The sequence below is a fragment of the Myxococcota bacterium genome (assembly GCA_035498015.1).
Lineage (GTDB): Bacteria > Myxococcota_A > UBA9160 > SZUA-336 > SZUA-336 > VGRW01.
Window position 1 is genome coordinate 1 of record DATKAO010000165.1, and the last position, 19,387, is coordinate 19,387.

General features: G+C 72.2%; 21 protein-coding genes and 1 other RNA gene. 16 read left to right on the plus strand and 6 right to left on the minus strand.

Features of this window, described 5'->3' with window-relative positions; translation table 11 throughout:
* Window positions 1-11: 11 nt before the first annotated feature.
* The 6 genes from ffs to VMR86_14720 all read left to right on the plus strand — a co-directional run bounded on the left by ffs (window position 12) and on the right by VMR86_14720 (window position 3,914).
* An RNA gene (gene ffs / locus VMR86_14695) (signal recognition particle sRNA small type) lies at window positions 12-110 on the plus strand.
* Between the two features lie 47 nt (window positions 111-157).
* Window positions 158-1,723: a DNA polymerase III subunit gamma/tau gene (gene dnaX, locus VMR86_14700; protein ID HTO08293.1), complete on the plus strand. Its 1,566-nt coding sequence runs from the start codon at window positions 158-160 to the stop codon at window positions 1,721-1,723.
* Window positions 1,720-2,052: a YbaB/EbfC family nucleoid-associated protein gene (locus tag VMR86_14705; protein HTO08294.1), complete on the plus strand. Its 333-nt coding sequence runs from the start codon at window positions 1,720-1,722 to the stop codon at window positions 2,050-2,052. The genes dnaX and VMR86_14705 overlap by 4 nt, the downstream gene beginning before the upstream one ends.
* The gene (gene recR, locus VMR86_14710; GenBank protein HTO08295.1) at window positions 2,049-2,657 is read left to right on the plus strand and encodes a recombination mediator RecR; all 609 of its coding nucleotides are present in this window, start codon (window positions 2,049-2,051) and stop codon (window positions 2,655-2,657) included. The genes VMR86_14705 and recR overlap by 4 nt, the downstream gene beginning before the upstream one ends.
* A 159-nt stretch (window positions 2,658-2,816) precedes the next feature.
* Window positions 2,817-3,314, plus strand: coding sequence for a roadblock/LC7 domain-containing protein (locus tag VMR86_14715; GenBank protein HTO08296.1), 498 nt, complete (start codon window positions 2,817-2,819; stop codon window positions 3,312-3,314).
* A gap of 6 nt (window positions 3,315-3,320) precedes the next feature.
* Window positions 3,321-3,914 (plus strand): GTPase domain-containing protein, encoded by a 594-nt coding sequence (locus VMR86_14720; GenBank protein ID HTO08297.1) that lies wholly within the window; start codon window positions 3,321-3,323, stop codon window positions 3,912-3,914.
* A gap of 26 nt (window positions 3,915-3,940) precedes the next feature.
* Here the strand turns inward: VMR86_14720 and VMR86_14725 are convergent, their stop codons facing one another.
* Window positions 3,941-4,768: a hypothetical protein gene (locus tag VMR86_14725; GenBank protein HTO08298.1), complete on the minus strand. Its 828-nt coding sequence runs from the start codon at window positions 4,766-4,768 to the stop codon at window positions 3,941-3,943.
* A gap of 35 nt (window positions 4,769-4,803) precedes the next feature.
* Here VMR86_14725 and VMR86_14730 point away from each other — a divergent pair, with 35 nt between their 5' ends.
* A complete protein-coding gene (locus tag VMR86_14730; protein ID HTO08299.1) occupies window positions 4,804-7,521 on the plus strand; it encodes a CotH kinase family protein in 2,718 nt (905 codons plus the stop codon).
* Between the two features lies 1 nt (window position 7,522).
* On the opposite strand, the gene VMR86_14735 is transcribed toward VMR86_14730, so the two are convergent.
* Window positions 7,523-8,755: a cytochrome P450 gene (locus VMR86_14735; GenBank protein HTO08300.1), complete on the minus strand. Its 1,233-nt coding sequence runs from the start codon at window positions 8,753-8,755 to the stop codon at window positions 7,523-7,525.
* Window positions 8,756-8,810: 55 nt separating this feature from the next.
* On the opposite strand from VMR86_14735, the gene VMR86_14740 reads away from it, so the two are divergent.
* From VMR86_14740 to VMR86_14760, 5 genes are all read left to right on the plus strand, one after another.
* On the plus strand, window positions 8,811-9,443 hold the full coding sequence (locus VMR86_14740) for a TetR/AcrR family transcriptional regulator (protein ID HTO08301.1): 633 nt from the start codon (window positions 8,811-8,813) through the stop codon (window positions 9,441-9,443).
* Window positions 9,444-9,501: 58 nt separating this feature from the next.
* Window positions 9,502-10,695: an AarF/UbiB family protein gene (locus VMR86_14745; protein ID HTO08302.1), complete on the plus strand. Its 1,194-nt coding sequence runs from the start codon at window positions 9,502-9,504 to the stop codon at window positions 10,693-10,695.
* A 12-nt stretch (window positions 10,696-10,707) separates the two neighbouring features.
* Complete coding sequence (locus VMR86_14750) at window positions 10,708-11,547, plus strand: alpha/beta fold hydrolase (GenBank protein HTO08303.1); 840 nt, start codon at window positions 10,708-10,710, stop codon at window positions 11,545-11,547.
* An 88-nt stretch (window positions 11,548-11,635) separates the two neighbouring features.
* Window positions 11,636-12,352: a hypothetical protein gene (locus VMR86_14755; GenBank protein ID HTO08304.1), complete on the plus strand. Its 717-nt coding sequence runs from the start codon at window positions 11,636-11,638 to the stop codon at window positions 12,350-12,352.
* A 3-nt stretch (window positions 12,353-12,355) separates the two neighbouring features.
* Window positions 12,356-12,616, plus strand: coding sequence for a hypothetical protein (locus VMR86_14760; protein ID HTO08305.1), 261 nt, complete (start codon window positions 12,356-12,358; stop codon window positions 12,614-12,616).
* Here the strand turns inward: VMR86_14760 and VMR86_14765 are convergent.
* The 4 genes from VMR86_14765 to rbsK are packed head-to-tail and all read right to left on the minus strand — an operon-like array spanning window position 12,613 to window position 15,128.
* Complete coding sequence (locus VMR86_14765) at window positions 12,613-13,104, minus strand: putative DNA-binding domain-containing protein (protein ID HTO08306.1); 492 nt, start codon at window positions 13,102-13,104, stop codon at window positions 12,613-12,615. The two genes, VMR86_14760 and VMR86_14765, sit on opposite strands and share 4 nt — an antisense overlap.
* The gene (locus VMR86_14770; protein HTO08307.1) at window positions 13,094-13,948 is read right to left on the minus strand and encodes a DUF692 domain-containing protein; all 855 of its coding nucleotides are present in this window, start codon (window positions 13,946-13,948) and stop codon (window positions 13,094-13,096) included. Before VMR86_14770 ends, VMR86_14765 begins: the two co-directional genes overlap by 11 nt.
* Window positions 13,920-14,198, minus strand: a complete 279-nt coding sequence (locus VMR86_14775) for a DUF2282 domain-containing protein (protein HTO08308.1) — start codon at window positions 14,196-14,198, stop codon at window positions 13,920-13,922. Before VMR86_14775 ends, VMR86_14770 begins: the two co-directional genes overlap by 29 nt.
* 9 nt (window positions 14,199-14,207) lie before the next feature.
* A complete protein-coding gene (rbsK, locus tag VMR86_14780) occupies window positions 14,208-15,128 on the minus strand; it encodes a ribokinase (protein ID HTO08309.1) in 921 nt (306 codons plus the stop codon).
* A 61-nt stretch (window positions 15,129-15,189) separates the two neighbouring features.
* Here rbsK and priA point away from each other — a divergent pair, with 61 nt between their 5' ends.
* From priA to VMR86_14800, 4 genes are all read left to right on the plus strand, one after another.
* Entirely contained in the window at window positions 15,190-17,610 is a 2,421-nt protein-coding gene (priA, locus tag VMR86_14785; GenBank protein ID HTO08310.1) for a primosomal protein N', read from the plus strand.
* A 10-nt stretch (window positions 17,611-17,620) separates the two neighbouring features.
* Window positions 17,621-18,175 (plus strand): peptide deformylase, encoded by a 555-nt coding sequence (gene def, locus VMR86_14790; protein ID HTO08311.1) that lies wholly within the window; start codon window positions 17,621-17,623, stop codon window positions 18,173-18,175.
* Window positions 18,176-18,191: 16 nt separating this feature from the next.
* Entirely contained in the window at window positions 18,192-19,121 is a 930-nt protein-coding gene (gene fmt / locus VMR86_14795) for a methionyl-tRNA formyltransferase (GenBank protein HTO08312.1), read from the plus strand.
* On the plus strand, window positions 19,118-19,387 hold a 270-nt coding region (locus VMR86_14800), incomplete at its 3' end, for a transcription antitermination factor NusB (protein HTO08313.1). The genes fmt and VMR86_14800, both read left to right, overlap by 4 nt.

Here is a 19,387-nt window from a genome sequence, read left to right on the forward strand (position 1 = left end):
CCGGCGGTGATCGCTGGGTCCCGGCCGGTGGTTGGTCCGTAAACCCCGCCAGGTCCGGAAGGAAGCAACGGTAGCGGCGCTCTCCAGGTGGTCGGATCGGCCCAGCGATCACCCCCGGAGATGGGCCTCCAGGAGTCCTCCCCATGGTGCTCGAGCGATGAGTTACGAGGTCCTCGCGCGGCGCTTCCGCCCGCAGACCTTCGACGAGGTGCAGGGCCAGCGGCACGTCGTGACGGCGCTGCGCAACGCGATCCGGCTGGGTCGCGTGCCGCACGCGATCCTGCTCGCCGGCCCGCGTGGCGTCGCCAAGACCACGCTGGCGCGCATCCTCGCGCGCTCGCTGAACTGCGACGAAGGGCCGACCGAGAAGCCGTGCGGCCACTGCGCGCCCTGTCTCGAGATCGCCGCCGGCACCTCGCTCGACGTGCAGGAGATCGACGCGGCTTCGAACACCGGCGTCGACAACGTGCGCGAGATCCGCGAGAGCGTGCGCTACGCGGCTGCGCCCGGGAAGCACCGGATCTTCATCATCGACGAGGTCCACATGCTGTCGACGGCGGCGTTCAATGCGCTGCTGAAGACGCTCGAGGAGCCGCCGGCGCGCAGCCTGTTCATCTTTGCCACGACCGACCCGCAGAAGATCCCGACCACGGTGCTGTCGCGCGTGCAGCGCTTCGACCTGCGCCGGCTGTCGAGCGACGAGTTACTGGGGCTCCTGAGAAAGATCTGCGCCGCGGATTCGATCGATGCGCCCGAACAGGTGCTGCGCGCGATCGTGCGCGAGGCCGACGGCAGCGGGCGCGACGCGCTGACGCTGCTCGACCGGCTGACGAGCGCGCTGGGCGCGAAGCTCGACCCGGTGGAGTCACTCGCCATCCTCGACGTGATCGACCGCCGGCTGCTCGGCGGCGTGGTCGACGCCGTGCTCGCCCGCGAGCCCGCGCGCGCCCTCGCCGCGCTGCGCAGCGCGCTCGAGCAGGGCGCCGATCCCGTGCGCTTCGCGGGTGACCTGCTCGAGGAGATCCGGAACCTGGTGGTGGCGCGGCTCCTGCCGGATCCGTCGGGGCTGATCGACGCCGCGCCCGACGCGCTGGCCGAGATCCGCGCGCGCGCGGCCGGGCACGACCCCGAGACGCTGCAGCGGCTGTTCCGCGTGCTGCTCACGCGCTTGCAGGAGCTCGGCCTCGCCACGCGCCAGGAGCACGCGCTCGAGATGGCGGTGGTGCGGCTCGCGACCCTGCCGGATGCCGAGTCACTCGGGGCGCTGGTGCAGAAGCTCGACGCGCTCGAGGGCGGCGGCGGCCCCGGACCGGGGCCCGGCGCGCCGACCCCGGCCAGCCCCAGCGGCGGCACGCCGCGGCCCGGCCCGCGCGGTGCGGCGCCGCGGGCGAGCGCCGCCCCGGCCGCGCCGCCGACTCCGATCGCCGCGTCCGCACCCGCCGCCCCGATGCGCGCCGCGGCCCCCGAGCCGCCCGCGCGCGAGGAGCCGCCACTTCCCGACGACGCCGACATGCCCACGGCAGCGGGCTCGGAGCCGGCTGATGGTCGCGCGGGCCCCCTACCCGCGCTCTCGCACGAGCAGCGCGCCATGCTCGAGGCCCGCGCGCGCGCCGAGGCCAAGGCGCACCCGCGCGTGCAGCAGGTGATCGACGCGCTCGACGCCGAGCTGCGCGAGATCCGGGTCGAGCGCACGGCCGACCTGCCGCGCGGGGAGCGCGCGTGAGCGAGGGCAAGCTCGATCTCGCCGCCATGATGGCCAAGGCGCAGGAGCTGACGGAGCGCATGCGCCGCGCGCAGGAGGAGCTGCGACACCGAACGGTGTCGGCCACCGTGGGCGGCGGGCTGGTCGAGGTCAGCGCGAACGGCGCGCTCGAGCTGGTGGGCGTGCGCATCGACCCGCTCGCGGTCGACCCGCGCGACGTCGCCATGCTGCAGGACCTGGTGCGCGCCGCCGCGAACCAGGCGCTCGCCCGCGCCAAGGAGCTGGCGCAGCAGACGCTGCAAGAGGCCACGGGCCTGCCGCTGCCGTTCGGGCCCGGGACCGGCACGTGAGTGACTCGCGCCCCGAGCCGATCGAGCGCCTGGTGAAGGCGCTGCGCCGCCTGCCGGGCATCGGCGAGAAGACCGCCACGCGCCTGGCGTACTTCCTGCTCGCCGCGCCCGAGGTGGTCTCCGGCGAGCTCGGCCAGGCGATCCTGCGCCTGCGCGCCGACGTGCGGCTGTGCGAGGAGTGCTTCAACCTGACCGCGCGCTCGCCCTGCGAGATCTGCCGCGACGAGTCGCGCAACGCGCGACTGGTGTGCGTGGTCGAGGAGCCGGCGGACCTGGCCTCGATCGAGAGCACCGGCGGCTTCCGGGGCCGCTACCACGTGCTGGGCGGCACGATCGCGCCGCTCGACGGCGTGGGCCCCGAGTCGCTGCGCATCGACGCCCTGGTCGAGCGCATCGAGCGCGGCGGCATCGACGAGGTGATCCTCGCGACCAACCCCAATCCGGAAGGCGAGGCCACCGCCCTCTACGTGGCCGAGCGCGTCGCGCCCTACGGCGTTCCGGTGACTCGCATCGGCTACGGCATGCCGATCGGGGGCGACCTGGAGTACGTGGATCCGGTGACCGTTCGGAAGTCCCTGGAGAACAGACGGTCGTTCTCGTCCTAGCGCTCCTATCAAGTGCAACGGGTCTTCGCGCCGAAATGCACCTGTAATCACGGCTCTTGTATCTCCCGGAAGCCCTCTGCTAGCATGCGCGCGGGGGGAAATTCCTAGGCGGATCGGAGTCTTACGGCTTTCGATACGCAGGGACGGGGTCGGGGATCGATGTCGCTGACGCCTCAGCTAGTGCTCTTCGAGGATGACCACCGGAAGCTCCTCGCGGTATCGGACCGCCTGGTGGCGGACGCGAACGCCAAGGCCGTCTTTCTCGTCGACCGCAACGGCCAGCTCGTGACCGAGGCCGGCGAGCTCAAGGGCATCGACACCACGTCGCTGGCGTCGCTGGTGGCGGGCAACGTCGCCGCCACGCAGGGCCTGGCGAAGGTGATCGGCGAGCCCGACTTCCCGACTCACTTCCACCAGGGCGAGCGCGACAACGTGCACATCACGCTGGTGGCGCAGCGCATCATCCTGGTCGTGGTGTTCGACGAGCGCAGCTCGCTCGGTCTGGTGCGGCTGCGCGTGAAGAAGGCCGGCCAGAGACTCTCCGAGCTCTTCGACGAGATCTTCAAGCGCGCCGAGGCGGAGATGGACGGGGAAGGTCCCGCGTCGCCCTTCTCGGAAATCAGCGACGAAGACATCGACAACCTGTTCTCGGACTGACCCCCGATGGCGTTCATCAACTACAGTGCGCGTGAGATCAACTGCAAGCTGGTCTATTACGGACCGGGCCTGTGCGGCAAGACCACGAACCTGAAGTACATCTACGAGAAGACCGCCGCCGACGCGAAGGGCAAGATGATCTCGCTCGCGACGGAGACCGAGCGCACGCTGTTCTTCGACTTTCTGCCGCTCGCGCTGGGCGAGATCCGCGGCTTCAAGACCCGCTTCCACCTGTACACCGTTCCGGGTCAGGTGTTCTACGACGCCAGCCGCAAGCTGATCCTGAAGGGCGTCGACGGCGTGGTGTTCGTGGCCGACTCGCAGGAAGAGCGCTTCGAGGCCAACGTCGAGTCACTCGAGAACCTGAAGGCCAACCTGCGCGAGCAGGGCTACGACTACGACAAGATCCCGATCGTGATCCAGTACAACAAGCGCGACCTGCCGAACGCGGTGTCGGTCGAGAGCCTGCGCGAGTCACTGAACCCGACGGGCAAGCTGCCCGACTTCGAGGCCGCGGCGCAGTCCGGCAAGGGCGTGTTCGAGACGCTGAAGGCCCTGGCGCGTCTGGTGCTGACGGAGCTGAAGAAGGGCTCGCGCTAGTCTGATTGACTACGTTCGCCTGCGGCTCACTGCGCGCGCCTGACCGGTGATCGCACGGGCACCCTACCCGTGCTCCGGCGCTTGCGGGCCTCGCTCAGGGCGGCCTTCGCTCGGCCCCCGACCAGCGCGAGAGCTAGCCATGCGAGGAGTGCGGGCTCCGGCACCACGGAGCGCAGCGCCGAGAAGTCCTGCACGTCCTGGCCGGCGTTGAAGCGGTTGGGCGCGCCGAAGGTGCTCGACGAGCCGTCCTTGTAGGAGCTCGAGAGCGGCGTGATCGCGGCGCTCGGGTTGGCCTCGAGCTTCCAGATCTCGTCGCCGCCGATGCCGGACACCGGGCTGATGCCTTCGCCCGCGGGCCCGAACACCACGTTGCCCAGCGCGTCGCGGATCGTGAGCTGCCAGTTCTGGTTCGTGACCTTGAAGTTCGAGGCGGTCACGAGCGCACCGCTCGCGGCGTCTGCGGCTTGCGCGTTGATCCACCAGTCGCCGTGCGCGGGGTCGTAGGACACGTCGTCGGGCACGAGCTCGGAGATCGTGATGATCGTGCCGCTGCGCAGATCGGACCAGAGCGCCGACTGCGACAGCGTGAGTGTCTCGTCGGGAGTCACCGGGCTGCCCTCGGCGGTGTCGAGGCTCCAGCCGCGCACGTCGAGGTGGTCCGTGATCACCACCAGCTCGAACCAGTCGCCGCCGTTGCCCAGCACCCGGCCGAAGTACGGGTCGGCGGCGCCGTCCTTCAGGAAGCCGTCGTCGTTCACGGCGTTGTACTCGTTCAGGATCAGCGCCGCGGCGTCGGCGCGCAGCGCCGAGCCGAAGAGCGCGAGGACTGCAAGCGTGCGCGCGATGAGCTTCATCTCACAATCGTATCAGCGCGAGATACAATGCCGCGATGCAGGTTTCCGCGCATGCGCAACACGGGCTGAAGACGCTGGTCCTCACGGCCATTTCTCTCTTTCTGTCCGCGTCCGGCGCGGATGCGGCGCAGATGATCCTGAACGAGTACAACGCGGTCGGGCCGAGCAACTGGCTGAACGGCGGCAATGCGACCAGCGACTCCGAGGGCGGCGCGGCAGCCGACGTGACGCTGGGCCGGGTGCTGGGCAACGGCGGCGACTGGTTCGAGCTGGTGGTGGTCGCCGACCACCTCGACCTGCGCGGCTACCGCATCGACGTGTGCGACAACGCCACCTGCAACGTGCAGCTGGTCTTCACCAACTCGGCGCTCTGGTCCGATCTGCGCGCGGGCACGCTGATCACGGTGGCGATGGACCAGCCCGAGGACGCGAGCTACGACCCGGGCGCGGGTGACTGGTGGATCGCGCTGCGCGCCGGTCCGGCGGGCAGCGGCCTCTACGTGAGTCAGACGCCGTTCACGGTCAGCAACTCGAACTTCCAGATCGTGGTGCGCGACGCGGCCAACGCCGTGGTGTTCGGGCCCGCCGGCGAGGGCATCGTGGCCGGCGTGGGCGTGAGCTCGACCGAGGTGTTCAAGCTCGAGCAGCCGCCTTCGGCGCTGACCACGCCTGCCTCGACCGGCTATGCCGACGGTGTCTCGAGCTCGTACGGGGCGCCCAACGTGTTCGGCGGCGGGCTCGGCACGCAGGACCTGAACGCGCTGCGCCAGCGCCTGCCCGTGCCCGACAGCGACGGCGACGGCATCGCCGACGACGGCGACTTCTCGGGCGTGGCCGGCGATGCGCCGTGCACCAGTGGAGTCACTTCCAGCTGCGACGACAACTGCCCCTTCACCGCCAACCCGACCCAGTCCGACACGGGCAGCCTGAACGCGCTGGGCGCGAACGGCCACGGCGACGCCTGCGAATGCGGCGACGCCGACGACAACGGCCGGGTGACTCCGTCCGACGCGACCGAGGTGCGCCGCTTCCTGGCCGGCATCACCGCGGCGGTGGCGGCGCCGGCGAAGTGCTCGATGGCCTCACCGCCCGGCTGCAACGTCCGCACGGTCACGGGCATCCGGCGCGCGACCACCCCGCTGCTGCCCGGCGTGGCGCAGACCTGCGCCGCCGCGCTCCCGCCGCCGGACCCGAGCGCGGTCTTGTACGACCCGAACCACGTGCTGAACGTGGTCGTCACCATGTCACCCAGTGACTTCGATGCGCTGCGCTTCGAGTCGCGCGACGTCTACGGAACCCTGGGTCCCGGCTGCTACGACGGCCCGCACCCCAGCCCCTTCACCGAGTTCCCCGCCACGGTCTCGATCGACGGCGAGACCTTCAGCAACGTCGCGATCAAGAAGAAGGGCTTCTACGGCTCGGCCGACCAGGCCAAGCCGTCGCTGAAGATCGACACCGACCAGTACGTGGGCGGCCAGACCATCCACGGCGTCGAGAACTTCACCTTCAACAACGCGCGCCAGGACCCGGCGCTGGTCAAGACGTGTCTCGCGTACGGCCTGTTCGCCGCCGCCGGCCTGCCGTCTTCGCGCTGCAACTTCGCGCGAGTCACCGTGAACGGCCAGTATCTGGGTGTGTACGTGAACGTCGAGGAGATCGAGCAGCCGTATCTCGCGCGCTACTTCCCGAACACCAGCGGCAACGTCTACGAGGGCACGTTGTCCGACTTCCGCCCGACCTTCCAGAACACCTTCGAGAAGAAGACCAACGAGTCCGATCCCAACCAGGCGGACATCGCCGCGATCACCAACGCCCTCACGCTGCCCGACGACCAGCTCCTGGCCGCGCTCGAGCCACTGGTCGACCTGGACCACTTCTACACCTATTGGGCGCTCGAGGGCATCGTGGGTCACTGGGACGGCTACCAGTCGAACCGCAACAACTTCTGGATGTATTTCGATCCGGGCAACGGCGGCCGCCTGCGCTTCCTGCCCTGGGGCGTCGACGAGGTCTTCGACGGCGGGAATCCGTTCGTGAGCACCGCGGCCGGACAGGCCCCCGTGGTGTTCCCGCGCGCGATGCTGGCGCGCCGGCTCTATCTCCATCCGACCTCGCGCGCGGCCTTCATCGCGCGCGTGCAGCAGCTCATGAACACGGTCTGGAACGAGGCGAGCCTGCAGTCCGAGGTGAACCGCATGGAGGCGCTGATCGAGCCGTACTCCGGGCAGCTCGACCCGTATCTCACTCCGCTGCGCACCTGGATCACGCAGCGCCGCAGCAACGTGACCAGCGAGATCGGCGGCGGCGGCCCTGCCTGGACCACGCCGCTCGACCCCGCGGCCTGTCTCCAGATCAAGGGCAACGCGGCCGCCAGCTTCAACGTGCCGTACGGAGGCTCCGGCTCGGGCACGATGACCCTCAGCCTGAACGGCGCCAACGTGCCGTTCCTGGGCGCGCAGAGTCAGATCGATGCGAGCGCCCTCGGCACGCTCCGGGTCAGCGCGCTGCAGACCAACTTCACCACCGCACAGTCGGTGCTGGTGTCGCTCAACCCCGCGCTGTTCGCGCCGCAGACCTTGCCGTTGGGCGGCGCGCTCGTGCCGTTCGCCGAGACCACGGTCTCGGGCACCGTGACCAACATCCGGCTCCTGGTGAACGGCTCGATCACCTTCACGCAGGCGGCGTCCACGCCCAACGCGCCGGTCGTCGGCACGCTGACCGGCGACGTCGCGGAGTTCGTGCCGCTGCCCTGACTCAGCCGCTCACGACGTCGAGCCGGGCGAGGCCGCGCAAGATCGGGTTCGGGCGGTGAGTCACCGGCCCGCCCCCGAGCGCCAGCCGCGGAAAGGCCTCGAACAGCGCGCGGAACGCGATCTCGCCCTCGAGCCGCGCCAGCGGCGCGCCCAGGCAGAAGTGCGCGCCGAAGCCGAACGACAGGTGGTGGTTGTCCTTGCGCGCGACGTCGAAGCGGTCGGGCTCGGGGAAGGCTTCGGGGTCGCGGTTGGCGGCGCCGATGCACGGCACCACGAGGGCGCCCTTCGCGATCGGCACGCCGCCGTACTCCACGTCTTCGAGGGCCGTGCGGCCGGTCGCCTGCACGGGGCTGTCGAAGCGCAGCATCTGCTCGATGCCGCTGCGCAACAGCTCGGGCTCCGCGCGCAGGCGCGCGAGCTCGCCGGGGTGCTGCAAGAGCGCCAGCGCCCCGTTCCCGATCAGGTTGGTGGTCGTCTCGTGACCCGCGAGCAGGAGCAGGATGGCGGTCGACACGAGCTCCACGTCGCTGAGCGCGTCGCGGTCCTCCTGCGCGGTCACGAGCGCCGAGATCAGGTCGTCGCGTGACTCGCGTCGGCGCGCGGCCACGATCTCGTTCAGATACTCGCGCAGCGCGTCGAAGGCGGCCGCGGACTTGTCGGGCCCGGCGCCCGCCGCGACCGCGCTCGCCGCGCCCACGATGTCGGCCGCCCAGACTCGGAAGCGCGGATGGTCACTCGCCGGCACGCCCAGGAGCTCGGCGATCACGATCGCCGGCAGCGGCGCCGCCAGCTCACCGATCAGCTCGAGCTTCTGCGCGCGCGCGGGCCCGGCCAGGAGCTCCTTCGCGATCACCTCGATGCGCGGCCGCAGCGCCGCCACGCGCCGCGGAGTGAACGCCTTGTTCACCAGCCCCCGCATGCGCGTGTGATCGGGCGCGTCCATCATCAGCATGCTGCGCACCAGGTTGCCGTCACTCGCGAGCTGCGCGGGCAGGCGGTTCAGGTTGAGCCGGATCGCGTCGGACTTGCGGCGGTCCGCCGAGAGCCGGCCGTCTCGCAGCGCGGGCTGCACGTCGCGGTGGCGGGTCAGCAGGAACACTCCCGCGCCCACGTCGACGGGCACGGGCACCTGGAACACGGGGTTCGAGCCGCGCAGCATCGCGTAGAGCGGATACGGGTTCGCAAGCAGGCCGGGGTTGAAGAAGGCGGCGGCGGAGGTCGCGGGGGCGCTCATCGGATGTCCTCCCTGGGGATTTACAATGACTGACTATTCAGTCATTATATCGCCGATGCCCCGCGTTGCAAAGGCCCGGCAGGCGGAACACGAGGAGGCGAGGCGCGCGCAGATCCTCGAGGCCGCCCTGCGCGTGTTCGTTCGGGACGGCTTCCACAGCGCCCCGGTCGACGCGATCGCCCGCGAGGCGGGGATCGCCAAGGGCACGATCTATCTGTACTTCCCGACCAAGGAGGCGGTGCTCCAAGCGGCGATCGAACGCTTCTCGCTCCTGCCGGTGATCGAGGAGTCGCTGGGCAAGCTCGTCGAGATACCTCCGCAGCAGGCGATCCCCGCGCTCGTGGCCCTGCTGTGGCAGCGGCTCAAGGAGCGCGCGCCCGTGTTCCGGATGATGCTCGGCCTGGGCGGCATGCTGCAGCCCGGGAACGCGCGCCTCTTCCTGGAACGGGTCGTCCTGCCCGGGAACCGCATGCTCGCCGAGTATCTCGACCACTGTGTCGCGCGCGGCGCGCTGCGGCCGATCGACACCTTCGTGGCTGCGCGCTCGCTGCTCGGGAGCCTGCTCACCTTCGTGCTGAGTCAGGAGGTGCTGGGCGGCGCGGAGCTGCGGCCGATCGACGACGCCGCGATCGTCGAGACCGTGAGCGACGTGTTCCTGCGCGGCGCGCTGCCAGGCCGGGACGTCTGAGCTGGCGCCCGCGGCAGTCACTCGGTTCACGCCCTGGCGCAGCGCGCGCTTCCTCTCGGTGGTCGCGCCCGCCCTGGCGCGCTATCTCACGCTCGGCGACGACGATCTCGCCGGCTGGGAGCGCGCGCACGAGCGCACCGCCCGCGGCATCGCGGCGCTGGGCACGGAGCTCGGCGGGCTCTACATCAAAGTATGTCAGGTGATCGGCGCTCGCGCCGACGTGCTTCCGGCCGTGTTCGTGCGCGAGCTGTCGCGCTTCCACGACCGGGTGCCGCCGCGCCCGCTCGCGGAGCTCGCACCCGTGCTCGAGCGCGAGCTCGGGCGCCCGCTCGACCCGGTGTTCGCGCACTTCGAGACCACCCCGCAGGCCGCGGCTTCGCTGGCCCAGGTGCACCGCGCGAAGCTTCGCGACGGCTCCCTCGTCGCCGTGAAGATCCAGTACCCGGAGGCCCGCCGGCTGTTCGCAAGCGACCTTTCCAACGTGCGTCGCGGCGCGCGCTGGGCCGCGCGGCTCTTTCCGCGCTTCCCGCTGCGCGGGGCGGTGGAGGAGATCGCCGAGCGCATCGCGCTCGAGCTCGACTTCGCGCGCGAGGGCGAGTCACTCGAGCGCGTCGCCGCGGCCTTCAAGGACGACCCCGACGTGCGCATCCCGCGCCTCTACACCGAGCTGAGTGGCCCGCGCGTCCTGGTCATGGAATGGCTCGACGGCACGCCGATCCACGAGCTCGAGCGCCTGCGCGCCGACGGCGTCGACCTGCCCGGCCTGGCCGACCGCCTGGCGCGCATCTACCGGCGCATGATCTTCGAGCACGGCTTCTTCCACGGCGATCCGCACCCCGGGAACCTGCTCGTGTTGCGCGACGGCCGGATCGGCCTGCTCGACTTCGGCCTGGCCAAGTCACTCCCGCCCGGCTTCGGCGCGCACCTGGCGCGCATGTTCGCGTCGGCCCTGGCCGCCGACTCGGCGGGCGCGGTGGCGCACGCGCGCGCGCTCGGCTTCGAGCTCGCTGGCGCCGACCCCGACACGTTCCTGCGCGGGCTGGGCATCGCGCTGGGCGCGAAGCACGAGATCGCCGACCTGCGCGACGTGTTGGGCGCGGGCCTGGGCGCGCGCGTGCCGCCCGACATTGCGCTCGTCGTCCGCACCCTGGTCCTCTTGAACGGCCTCTCCGAGAGACTCGCGCCCGGCGAACGCCGCATCGCGCGCGAGCTGGTCGCCGGGGCGGTCGCGGCGTTCGAGCCAGGAGCCTAGTAGGATTGCCCCGTGCCGTCGTTCCGCACGCGCGGGTTCGCCATTCACTACGAGGTCCACGGCTCGGGGCAGCGCACGCCCCTGCTCCTGATCATGGGCATGGGCGGCACCTGCCAGGGCTGGCTCACGGTCACGGTGCCCGACCTGGTCAAAGCCGGACGGCGCATCGTGATCTTCGACAACCGCGGCGCGGGCCAGTCCGAGGATCCCGGCGGCGCGTTCAGCACGGTCGAGATGGCCGAGGACGCGCGCGCGCTGCTCGACCACCTGGGCATCGCGCGCGCGCACGTCCTGGGCGGGTTCCTGGGCGGCATGATCGGGCAGGAGCTCGCGATCCATCACCCCGCGCGCGTCGCGAGCCTGATCCTGGTCGGCACCTACGCGCGCGCCGACGCCAAACGGCGCATGGTGCTCGACCTGTGGAAGAGCATGGTCGAGCTGCACGTGCCGGCCGAGCTGCGCATCAAGAAGCGGCTGATCTGGACCCTGGGCGACGCCACGCTCGCGCAGGAGGACCTGATCGAGGCGATGTGGCGCTTCTATCTGCGAGACGACGCCCCGATGGACGACCGTGTCTTCGTGCGCCAGGCCGAGGCGTGCATCGCGCACGACGCGCTCGAGCGCGTGGCGGAGATCATCGCGCCGACGCTGGTCGTGGTGGGCGAGGGCGACATCCTGACTCCGCCGCACCTGGCGCGCGAGCTGGTGGGGCGCATCAAGGGCTCGCGGCTGGTGACCCTGCCCAACGCGGGGCACCTGGTGGCCGCCGAGCTCGCCCCGCGCTTCAACCGCCTGGTGAATCGCTACCTGGCCGAGCAGGAGCGCCGCGACCCTCAAGCGCCGAACTGGTAGGACCGATGAGACGCCCGGAGTCTTTGGCTCCGCGGGGTCCCCGTTGCTGCAACAGCTCGCCCTCATCTGCGTCAGCGCTTACACGCTCATGAGTCTGTTCGTGGGCGCGCGGCTGATCCGCCGCGGGCTGCCCACGCGCGCCGCGCCCGAGTTACTCATGGGGATCGCGTATTTCGCCGCGCCGGGCGTCGGCTACCCGATGGTCGTGGCCAGCAACGCGATCGCCGACCGGCTGCTGTCGACCCTGGTGTTCGCGCTGGGTCACAGCCTGATCGCGCTCGGTGTCTCGGTGTTCTTCTTCTTCAACGCGCGCGTGTTCCGTGCCGGCCAGTCCGCCGCGCAGGCCTTCGCGGCCGTGTGCTCGATCGTGTTCTCGCTGGCGGCGCTCGAGATCGTGCGCGGCCACAACGCCGTGGGAAGTGACTTGCTGGGCCTGGCCTCGGTGCGCAGCGCCATGGTGATCCTCTTGTTCGTGCTCGGCCTGGCCTACGCGTGGACCGCCTGGGAAGGCTTCCGGCACCACCGGCTCATGCTGCGCCGCGCGCGCGTCGGCCTGGGCGACGCCGTGGTCGCCAACCGCTTCCTGCTCTGGGGCTTCGCGGGCAGCCTGCAGGTGTTCGCGAACCTGGTCTCGGCGTGGGCGCTGTGGAGCGGCGACAACATGCTGACGAACCTGCCGTCGATGCTCGCGACCGCGGGGGTCGGTGTGGTGAACAGCGTCCTCCTGGTGCTGATCTTCCTGCCGCCCGCGCGCTACGTGCGCTGGCTGCAGCGCGATCCGCGCGGTGCGCTGGCGGCCGTCTGAGTCGTGGCCGGCTCGCGTCCCTTCGAAGCCGTGTGCGCCGAGCTCATGAGCTCGGGCATGGACCGCTGGACCGCGCGCGGCACGCTGCAGCTCGCGCTGATGGACGCGGGCATCGACGCGTCCGCCGTGACCGCGTACCAGCTCGCGATCATCGTGGAGCGGCTGCTGCCGCGGCAGCTCCAGTCACAGAATGGCCTCGACGCGAACGCGGTCTGCGCGCGCCTGCGCGAGGTGCTCGCGGCCTTCCCGGAGTCGGCGGCCTAGGGAGTGACTCGCCGGAAGCGCGCGCCCTCGGGCCCGCGCTCCACGACCAGCGTCACGCCGCCCCGGTCGAGCGAGACCCGGTCGTCGCCCTCGAACTCGGGCTGGTTCGTGCGCCAGATACGGTCGATCGGCCAGGGTGAGACCAGCCGCACGGGCTCGCTGAGCGCGTGCCGCGCGCGGTGCAGCGCCCACTCCAGGCGCGCCACGTCGGGCAGATAGGGCAGCGCCTGCGCCGGCTCGAAGGCCGCCAGCCAGTCGGCCAGCTCGGCGCCGTAGTCGCACAGGTCGGGTGAGCGCGAGGGCACCTCGCGCGCGAAGCGGCGCGCGGCCGCGCGAAAGAACTCGTCGCCCACCAGCCGGGCGCACACGGGGTAGGTCGCCGCCAGCGCGCCGGCGAGCGCGGCCAGCGTGGTCTCTCGGTGCACGCGCAGGCGGGGGCCGCCGGCGAGCAGCTCGCGTGCGAACTCGCGCTGCAGCTCAGCCAGCACGAGTCACCACGCGCGCCAGCCGGGCGTCGGCCTTGCGCGCCTCGTCCAGGAGCGAGCCCAGCGGAGGGATGTTCTGGTCGCGCTCGAGCACCGTGGGCCGCGGGCCGAGCCGCGAGATCGTGCGCTCGAACAGCGCCCATACCGGATCGGCCACGGCCGCGCCGTGCGTGTCGACGAGCGCGCCGCCGCTCGACTCGTGCCCCGCCACGTGCAGCTGCACCACGCGCTCCGCGGGCAGTGAGTCGACGTAGGTCTCCGGCGCGAAGCCCAGGTTCGCGCCCGACACCCAGGCGTTGTTCACGTCGAACAGGATCCAGCAGTCCGCGCGCTCGGCGACGGCGGCCAGGAACTCCCATTCGCAGAGCTCCGACTCGGCGAAGCGCGCATAGCCCGAGACGTTCTCGAGCGCGATCCGGCGGCCCAGCGCGTCCTGCGCGCGCGACACGCGCTCGGCCACGTGGCTCACCGCCTCTTCGAGATAGGGCAGCGGCAGCAGGTCGTGGAGCTGCCGGCCGCCGACCGAGCTCCACGACAGGTGATCGGACACGAGGGCCGGCTCGAGCCGATCCGCCAGCGCACGCAGCCGCGCCAGGTGCGCGAGATCGAGCGGGTCGGTGCCGCCGAGCGACATGCCCACGCTGTGCAGCGTCAGCGGCAGGCGCGCGCGCAGTGACTCGAGCAGGCCGCGCGCCGGATCGCCGGGCTGCACGTGGTTCTCGGCCATGACCTCGAGGAAGGGCAGGCCGGCGGCGCCGGCCTCGAGCTCCGCGAAGTGCGCCGGCCGCAGCGCGAGGCCGCAGCGGGCGGGCAGCGACTCACTTGCCGGGCGGGCTCGACTTGCCACCGACGATCTTCTCGCAGGTGCCCTTGGGGACCCAGAGCCACTCCTGCGGATCGTTGTCGGCCTTGGCCGAGTTCGAGCAGTCGTGGTTCGCCGACGCGCAGTCGTTGTAGCCCTTCTTCGCGATGCCGTAGCACTTCTCTTGCGGCGGCCGCTTGCCGGAGTTCTCGTCGGCGGCGGGCGCGGGGCCCGCGATCAAGAGACCCAGGAAGCTGGCGACGGCGGACGCGGCGATCGTGCGGTTGGAGCTCATGGCGGGACTCTAACTCAGCTCGGGCAGCGCGAGCAGGTCGGCTGCCGTGGGCATCGCGGCGGAGGCGCCCCGCCGCAGGGTCGACGCGCTGCCCGCGCGCACCGCCTCGCGCAGCGCGCGCGTGATCGGCTCGCCGCGCGCCAGCGCCACCGCGAGCGCGCCGTTGAACGCGTCGCCCGCGCCCGTGGTGTCGACCGCGCGCACGCGCGGCGCGGGCACGTGCTCGAAGCCGGTCGCGTGCACCCAGACGCAGCCCGCGGCGCCCAGAGTCACGACCACGTCGCCGCGCGTCTTCTGCTGCAGCACCGCGCCCGCCGCCGCGGCCGACTCCACGCCGTGGATGCGCACGCCCGAGAGCTTTTCGGCCTCGCCTTCGTTGGGCGTCAGAACATCGACCCGGGCGAGCGTGGCGTCGCTGAGCTCGCGCACCGGCGCAGGGTCGAGCACCGTGCGCACGTGATTGGCGCGCGCGAGCTCGAGCGCCGCGTCGACGGTCTCGGCCGGAAGCTCGAGCTGGATCAAGAGCACGCCCGCCGCGCGGAAGGCCGAGACGGCGTCGCGCACGTGCTCGACCGACACGCGCTTGTTCGCGCCGCCCGCGACCGCGATCTGGTTCTGTCCGGTCGATTCGTCGACCGTGATCGCCGCCAGCCCCGTGCGTTCGCCCACCAGTGATTCGACGTACGACACGTCGACGCCCGCGTCGCGCAGCGCGCCGAGCGCGATCTCCGCGAACGGGTCGGCGCCCACGCGGCCGATCATGCGCACGCGTCCGCCCAGGCGCGCGGCGGCGATCGCCTGGTTCAGGCCCTTGCCGCCCGCGCCGAGCTCGAGCCCGGTCGCGCGCAGGGTCTCTCCGGGCGCGACGAAGCGCGGCACCCGCAGGGAGACGTCGACGTTCATGCTCCCGACGACGGCAATGTCGCGCATGGCCAGGAGTTAGCGGTACAAAGGAGAGATGCAAAGCGGCGGCGCCGTCGTCGAGGTCGCAGTGCCCGTCCCCCTGGACGAGACATTCGACTACGCGCTCGAGGCCGGCGCGCGCGCCGAGCCCGGCGTGCGGGTGCTCGTGCCGCACGGGGGGCGCCGCGTGGTGGGCGTGGTGATCGCGCTGAAGACCGGCGAGGACGCCGGGCTGCGCCGGGGTCCGCTGCGGCGGGTGATCCAGGTTCTGGACGAGGAGCCCGTGCTGCCCGCGACCCTGCTCGACGCCGTGCTGCGCGCGGCGCGCGACGCGCTGTGTCCGCCCGGGATCGCGCTGGCCGCGGCGGTGCCGCCGGGCACGGCGCCGCGGCCCGGCACGCGCGTGTCACTCCTGCCGGCGGGCCGGCGCGCGCTCGAGCGCGGGGAGCTGCGCGGCTCTCTGGGCACGGTGCTGTGGGCGCTGGGCAAACGCGCGCGGAGTGAGTCGGAGCTGCGCGCGCGCTTCCCGTCGGCCGTGCCCGCGCTCGCCCGGCTCGAGAGACTGGGCATGATCTCCCGTGCGGCGGCGACCGACCCGCCGCGCGTGCGCGTGCAGACCGAGCGCGTGTACCGGCTCGCGCCCGACGTGGACCTCGAGCGCGCGAAGCTGGACCTGGCGCGCGCGCCCAAGCGGCTCGAGCTCCTGCTGGCCCTGGGCCCGCACCCGGCCCCGGCGCGCTCCTCGCCCGCGCTGCGCGCGCTGGTCGAAGCCGGGCTCGTGATCTGCGAGGAGCGCGAGCTCGTGCGCTCGAGCGTGGCCGAGCCGCTGGTGCGCGCCGCCGATGCGCCCGAGCTCACTCCGCACCAGCGCGCGGCCGTGGCCGAGATCGCGTCGGCGATCGAAGAGCGCCGGCACGCGCAGTTTCTCTTGTACGGAATCACCGGCAGCGGCAAGACCGAGGTCTACATGCGCGCGGTCGAGGCGTCGCTCGCGCGCGGGCGCGGCGCGATCGTGCTGGTGCCCGAGATCTCGCTCACGCACCAGGTCGTCGACCGCTTCCGCGCGCGCTTCGGCGGCCAGGTCGCGGTGCTGCACAGCGCTCTCTCGTCGGGCGAGCGCTTCGACCAGTGGCGCGCGATTCGCGAGGGCCGCGTGCCGATCGCGATCGGCGCGCGCTCGGCCGTGTTCGCGCCGTACGAGGAGCTGGGGCTCGTGGCGATCGACGAGGAGCACGACGCCGCGTACAAGAGCGAGGAGGGCTTCCGCTACCACGCGCGCGACGTGGCGCGGCTGCGCGCCGAGCGCGCGCGCTGTCCGCTGGTGCTCGGCTCGGCCACGCCCGACGTGGGCACCGCCTGGCGCTGCGCGCACGGCGAGATCGAGCGACTCACTCTGCCCGAGCGCGTGGCGAGCCGGCCGCTGCCCACGGTCGAGATCGTCGACCTGGGCGCGGAGCGCGCGCGCGGCGGGCGGCGCGGCATGGTGTCGCGGCCGCTGCGCCACGCGCTGGCCGAGACACTGGCCGCGGGCCGCCAGGCGATCCTGTTCCTGAACCGCCGCGGCTTCGCCGCGCGCGTGTACTGCTTCGCCTGCGGCTTCGCGCTGCAGTGCAAGCACTGCGACGTGTCACTCGTGTACCACGCGGCCGAGGGGCCGCGGCGCCCGCAGGACCCGCTCGAAGGCGAGCTGCGCTGTCACTACTGCGGCTACCGCGAGGACCCGGCCGATGCCTGCCCGAAGTGCGGCAGCGCCGAGGGCGGGCTGTTCTCGTTCGGCACCGAGCGCTTGCACGAGGAGCTGGTCGCGGCATATCCGAGGGCGCGCATCGGGCGGCTCGACCGCGACACCTCGGCGCGCAAGGGCGCGCAGCGCGGGATCCTCGCGGCCTTCCACCGCGGCGAGCTCGACGTGCTGGTCGGCACGCAGATGGTCGCCAAGGGCCACGACGTGCCGGGGGTGACACTGGTCGGTGTCATCCTGGCCGACCTGGGGCTGGCCTTCCCCGACTTCCGCGCCGGCGAGCGCACCTTCCAGCTGCTCACCCAGGTCGCGGGCCGCGCCGGCCGCGGCGAGGACCCCGGCCGCGTGATCATCCAGACCTTCCTGCCCAGTCACTACGCGGTCGCGCTGGCCCAGACCCACGACTACCCGCGCTTCTACCGCGAGGAGGTCGCGCGCCGCCGCCCGCACGGCTGGCCGCCATTCCGCGAGCTGGTGCAGCTCTCGCTGTCGGGCCCGAAGGCGCCTGCGGTCGAGCACGCCGCGCACGCGCTCGCGGCGCTGGCCAAGACCGTGCCCGCAGACGACGCCTCCGAGCAGGTCGAGGTGCTGGGGCCTGCGCCGGCGCCGCTGGCGCGCATCCGCGACGAGTTCCGCTGGCAGCTCCTGCTGGCGGGCGGCCACGAGCCCGTACGGCGCGTCGCCGCCGAGCTGGCGCGCCAGGCGCGCGGCCCCGGCTTCGCCGGAGTCACCCTGCGGCTGGATGCCAATCCCTTGCAAATGCTATGAAGTGCCCCCCATGCGGCTCGAGGTCCTCCAGTTCCCCGACCCTCGCCTGCGCGAGAAGGCAAAGCCCGTCGCCAAGGACGAGGTGACGCCCGAGCTGCGCCAGCTCGCCCTCGACATGGCCGAGACCATGTACGACGAGCCGGGGATCGGCCTGGCGGCGACACAGGTCGGTGTCGCCAAGCGCCTGATCGTGATGGATCTGGAGTGGCGCGAAGAGGATTCCGAGCGCAACCCGCGCCTCTTGCTGAATCCCGAGATCGTGCTGCGCGAGGGCCGCACCACCTCCGAGATGGAGGGCTGTCTGTCGGTGCCCGACTTCAAGTCCGACGTCGAGCGCGACGCGCGCGTGGTCGTGCGCGCGCGCACGCTGGACTGGGAGGAGGTCGAGTTCGACGCGACCGAGCTCGAGGCGTTCTGCTTCCAGCACGAGATCGACCACCTCGACGGCATGCTGTTCATCGACCGGATCAGCAAGCTGAAGCGTGACCTGTACGTGCGGCGCCGGAAGAAGCAGCTCCGGCGCGAGCAAGAGGAGCGCGAGGGCGCGGGCCATACCGGCGGCTGACTCGCCGCTGCGCCTCGTGTTCCTCGGCACACCGGAGTTCGCCGTGCCTTCTTTGCGCGCGTTGTCCCGAACCCGGCATACACTGGCGGGTGTCGTTTCGCAGCCCGACCGACCGCGTGGCCGCGGGCGCGTGGTCGAGCCGACGCCGGTGGCGGCGCTGGCGCGCGAGCTCGGCGCGCCCTTGCTCCAGCCCGAGAAGCTGGGCGACGCGCCGGCGCTCGCCTGGCTGCGCGAGCGGGGGGCGGACCTGGGCATCGTGGTGGCGTTCGGACAGTTCATCCCGAAGGCGGCGCGCGAGACACCGAGGCTCGGCATGGTGAACGCGCACGCGAGTCTGTTGCCGCGCTGGCGCGGCGCCGCGCCGGTCGAGTGGGCGCTCGACGCGGGCGACGCGCGCACGGGCATCTCGGTCATGCGCGTGGCCAAGGAGATGGACGCGGGCGAGGTGTGTCTCGTGCGAGACACTCCGATCCGGCCCGAGGAGACCGCGGGCGAGCTGGCCGAGCGTCTGTCGCTCATGGCGGGCGAAGCGCTCGTGGCGGGCGTCGAGGAGATCGCCTCGGGCCGCGCCGTGTTCCGCGCCCAGGACCCCGCGGGAGTCACGTTCGCGCCCAAGCTCGAGCGCGCCTTCGCGCGGCTCGACCTGGCGCTGCCCGCCGAGCGCGTCGCGCGCCGCATCCGCGCCGCCACGCCGCGGCCGGGCGTGGACCTCGAGCTCGCACGCGCCGGGAAGCGCGTCTCGGTGCTGCGCGCGCGCGTGGGCGCGACACACTCCGGCGTCGCGCCGGGCGCGCTGCGCGCGGCGGACGGCCAGCTGCTCCTCGCCTGCGCGGACCGCTGGCTCGAGCTTTGCGAGCTGCGGCTCGCGGGGAAGCGCGCCCTGCCCGCGAGCGAGCTCTTGCGCGGGCTGCGGCTCGCCGAAGACGAGCGGGCGGTGCCGGTATGAGCGCAGGCGAGCTCGTCCCCAGCGCGCGCGGCGTCGCCTTCCACGTGCTGGAGCGCGTGGAGCGCGACCGCGCCTTCGCCGACCTGGCGCTGCATGCGGCGCTCGGCACGGCGCGCCTCGAACGCCGCGACCGCGGCTTCGCCACCGAGCTCGCCTACGGCACGCTGCGCCTGCGCGGCCGGCTCGACGCGGCGCTCGCCCAGAGTCTCGACCGCCCCTTCCAGCGCCTCGAGCCCGTGGTGCGCAACCTGCTGCGGCTCGGCGCG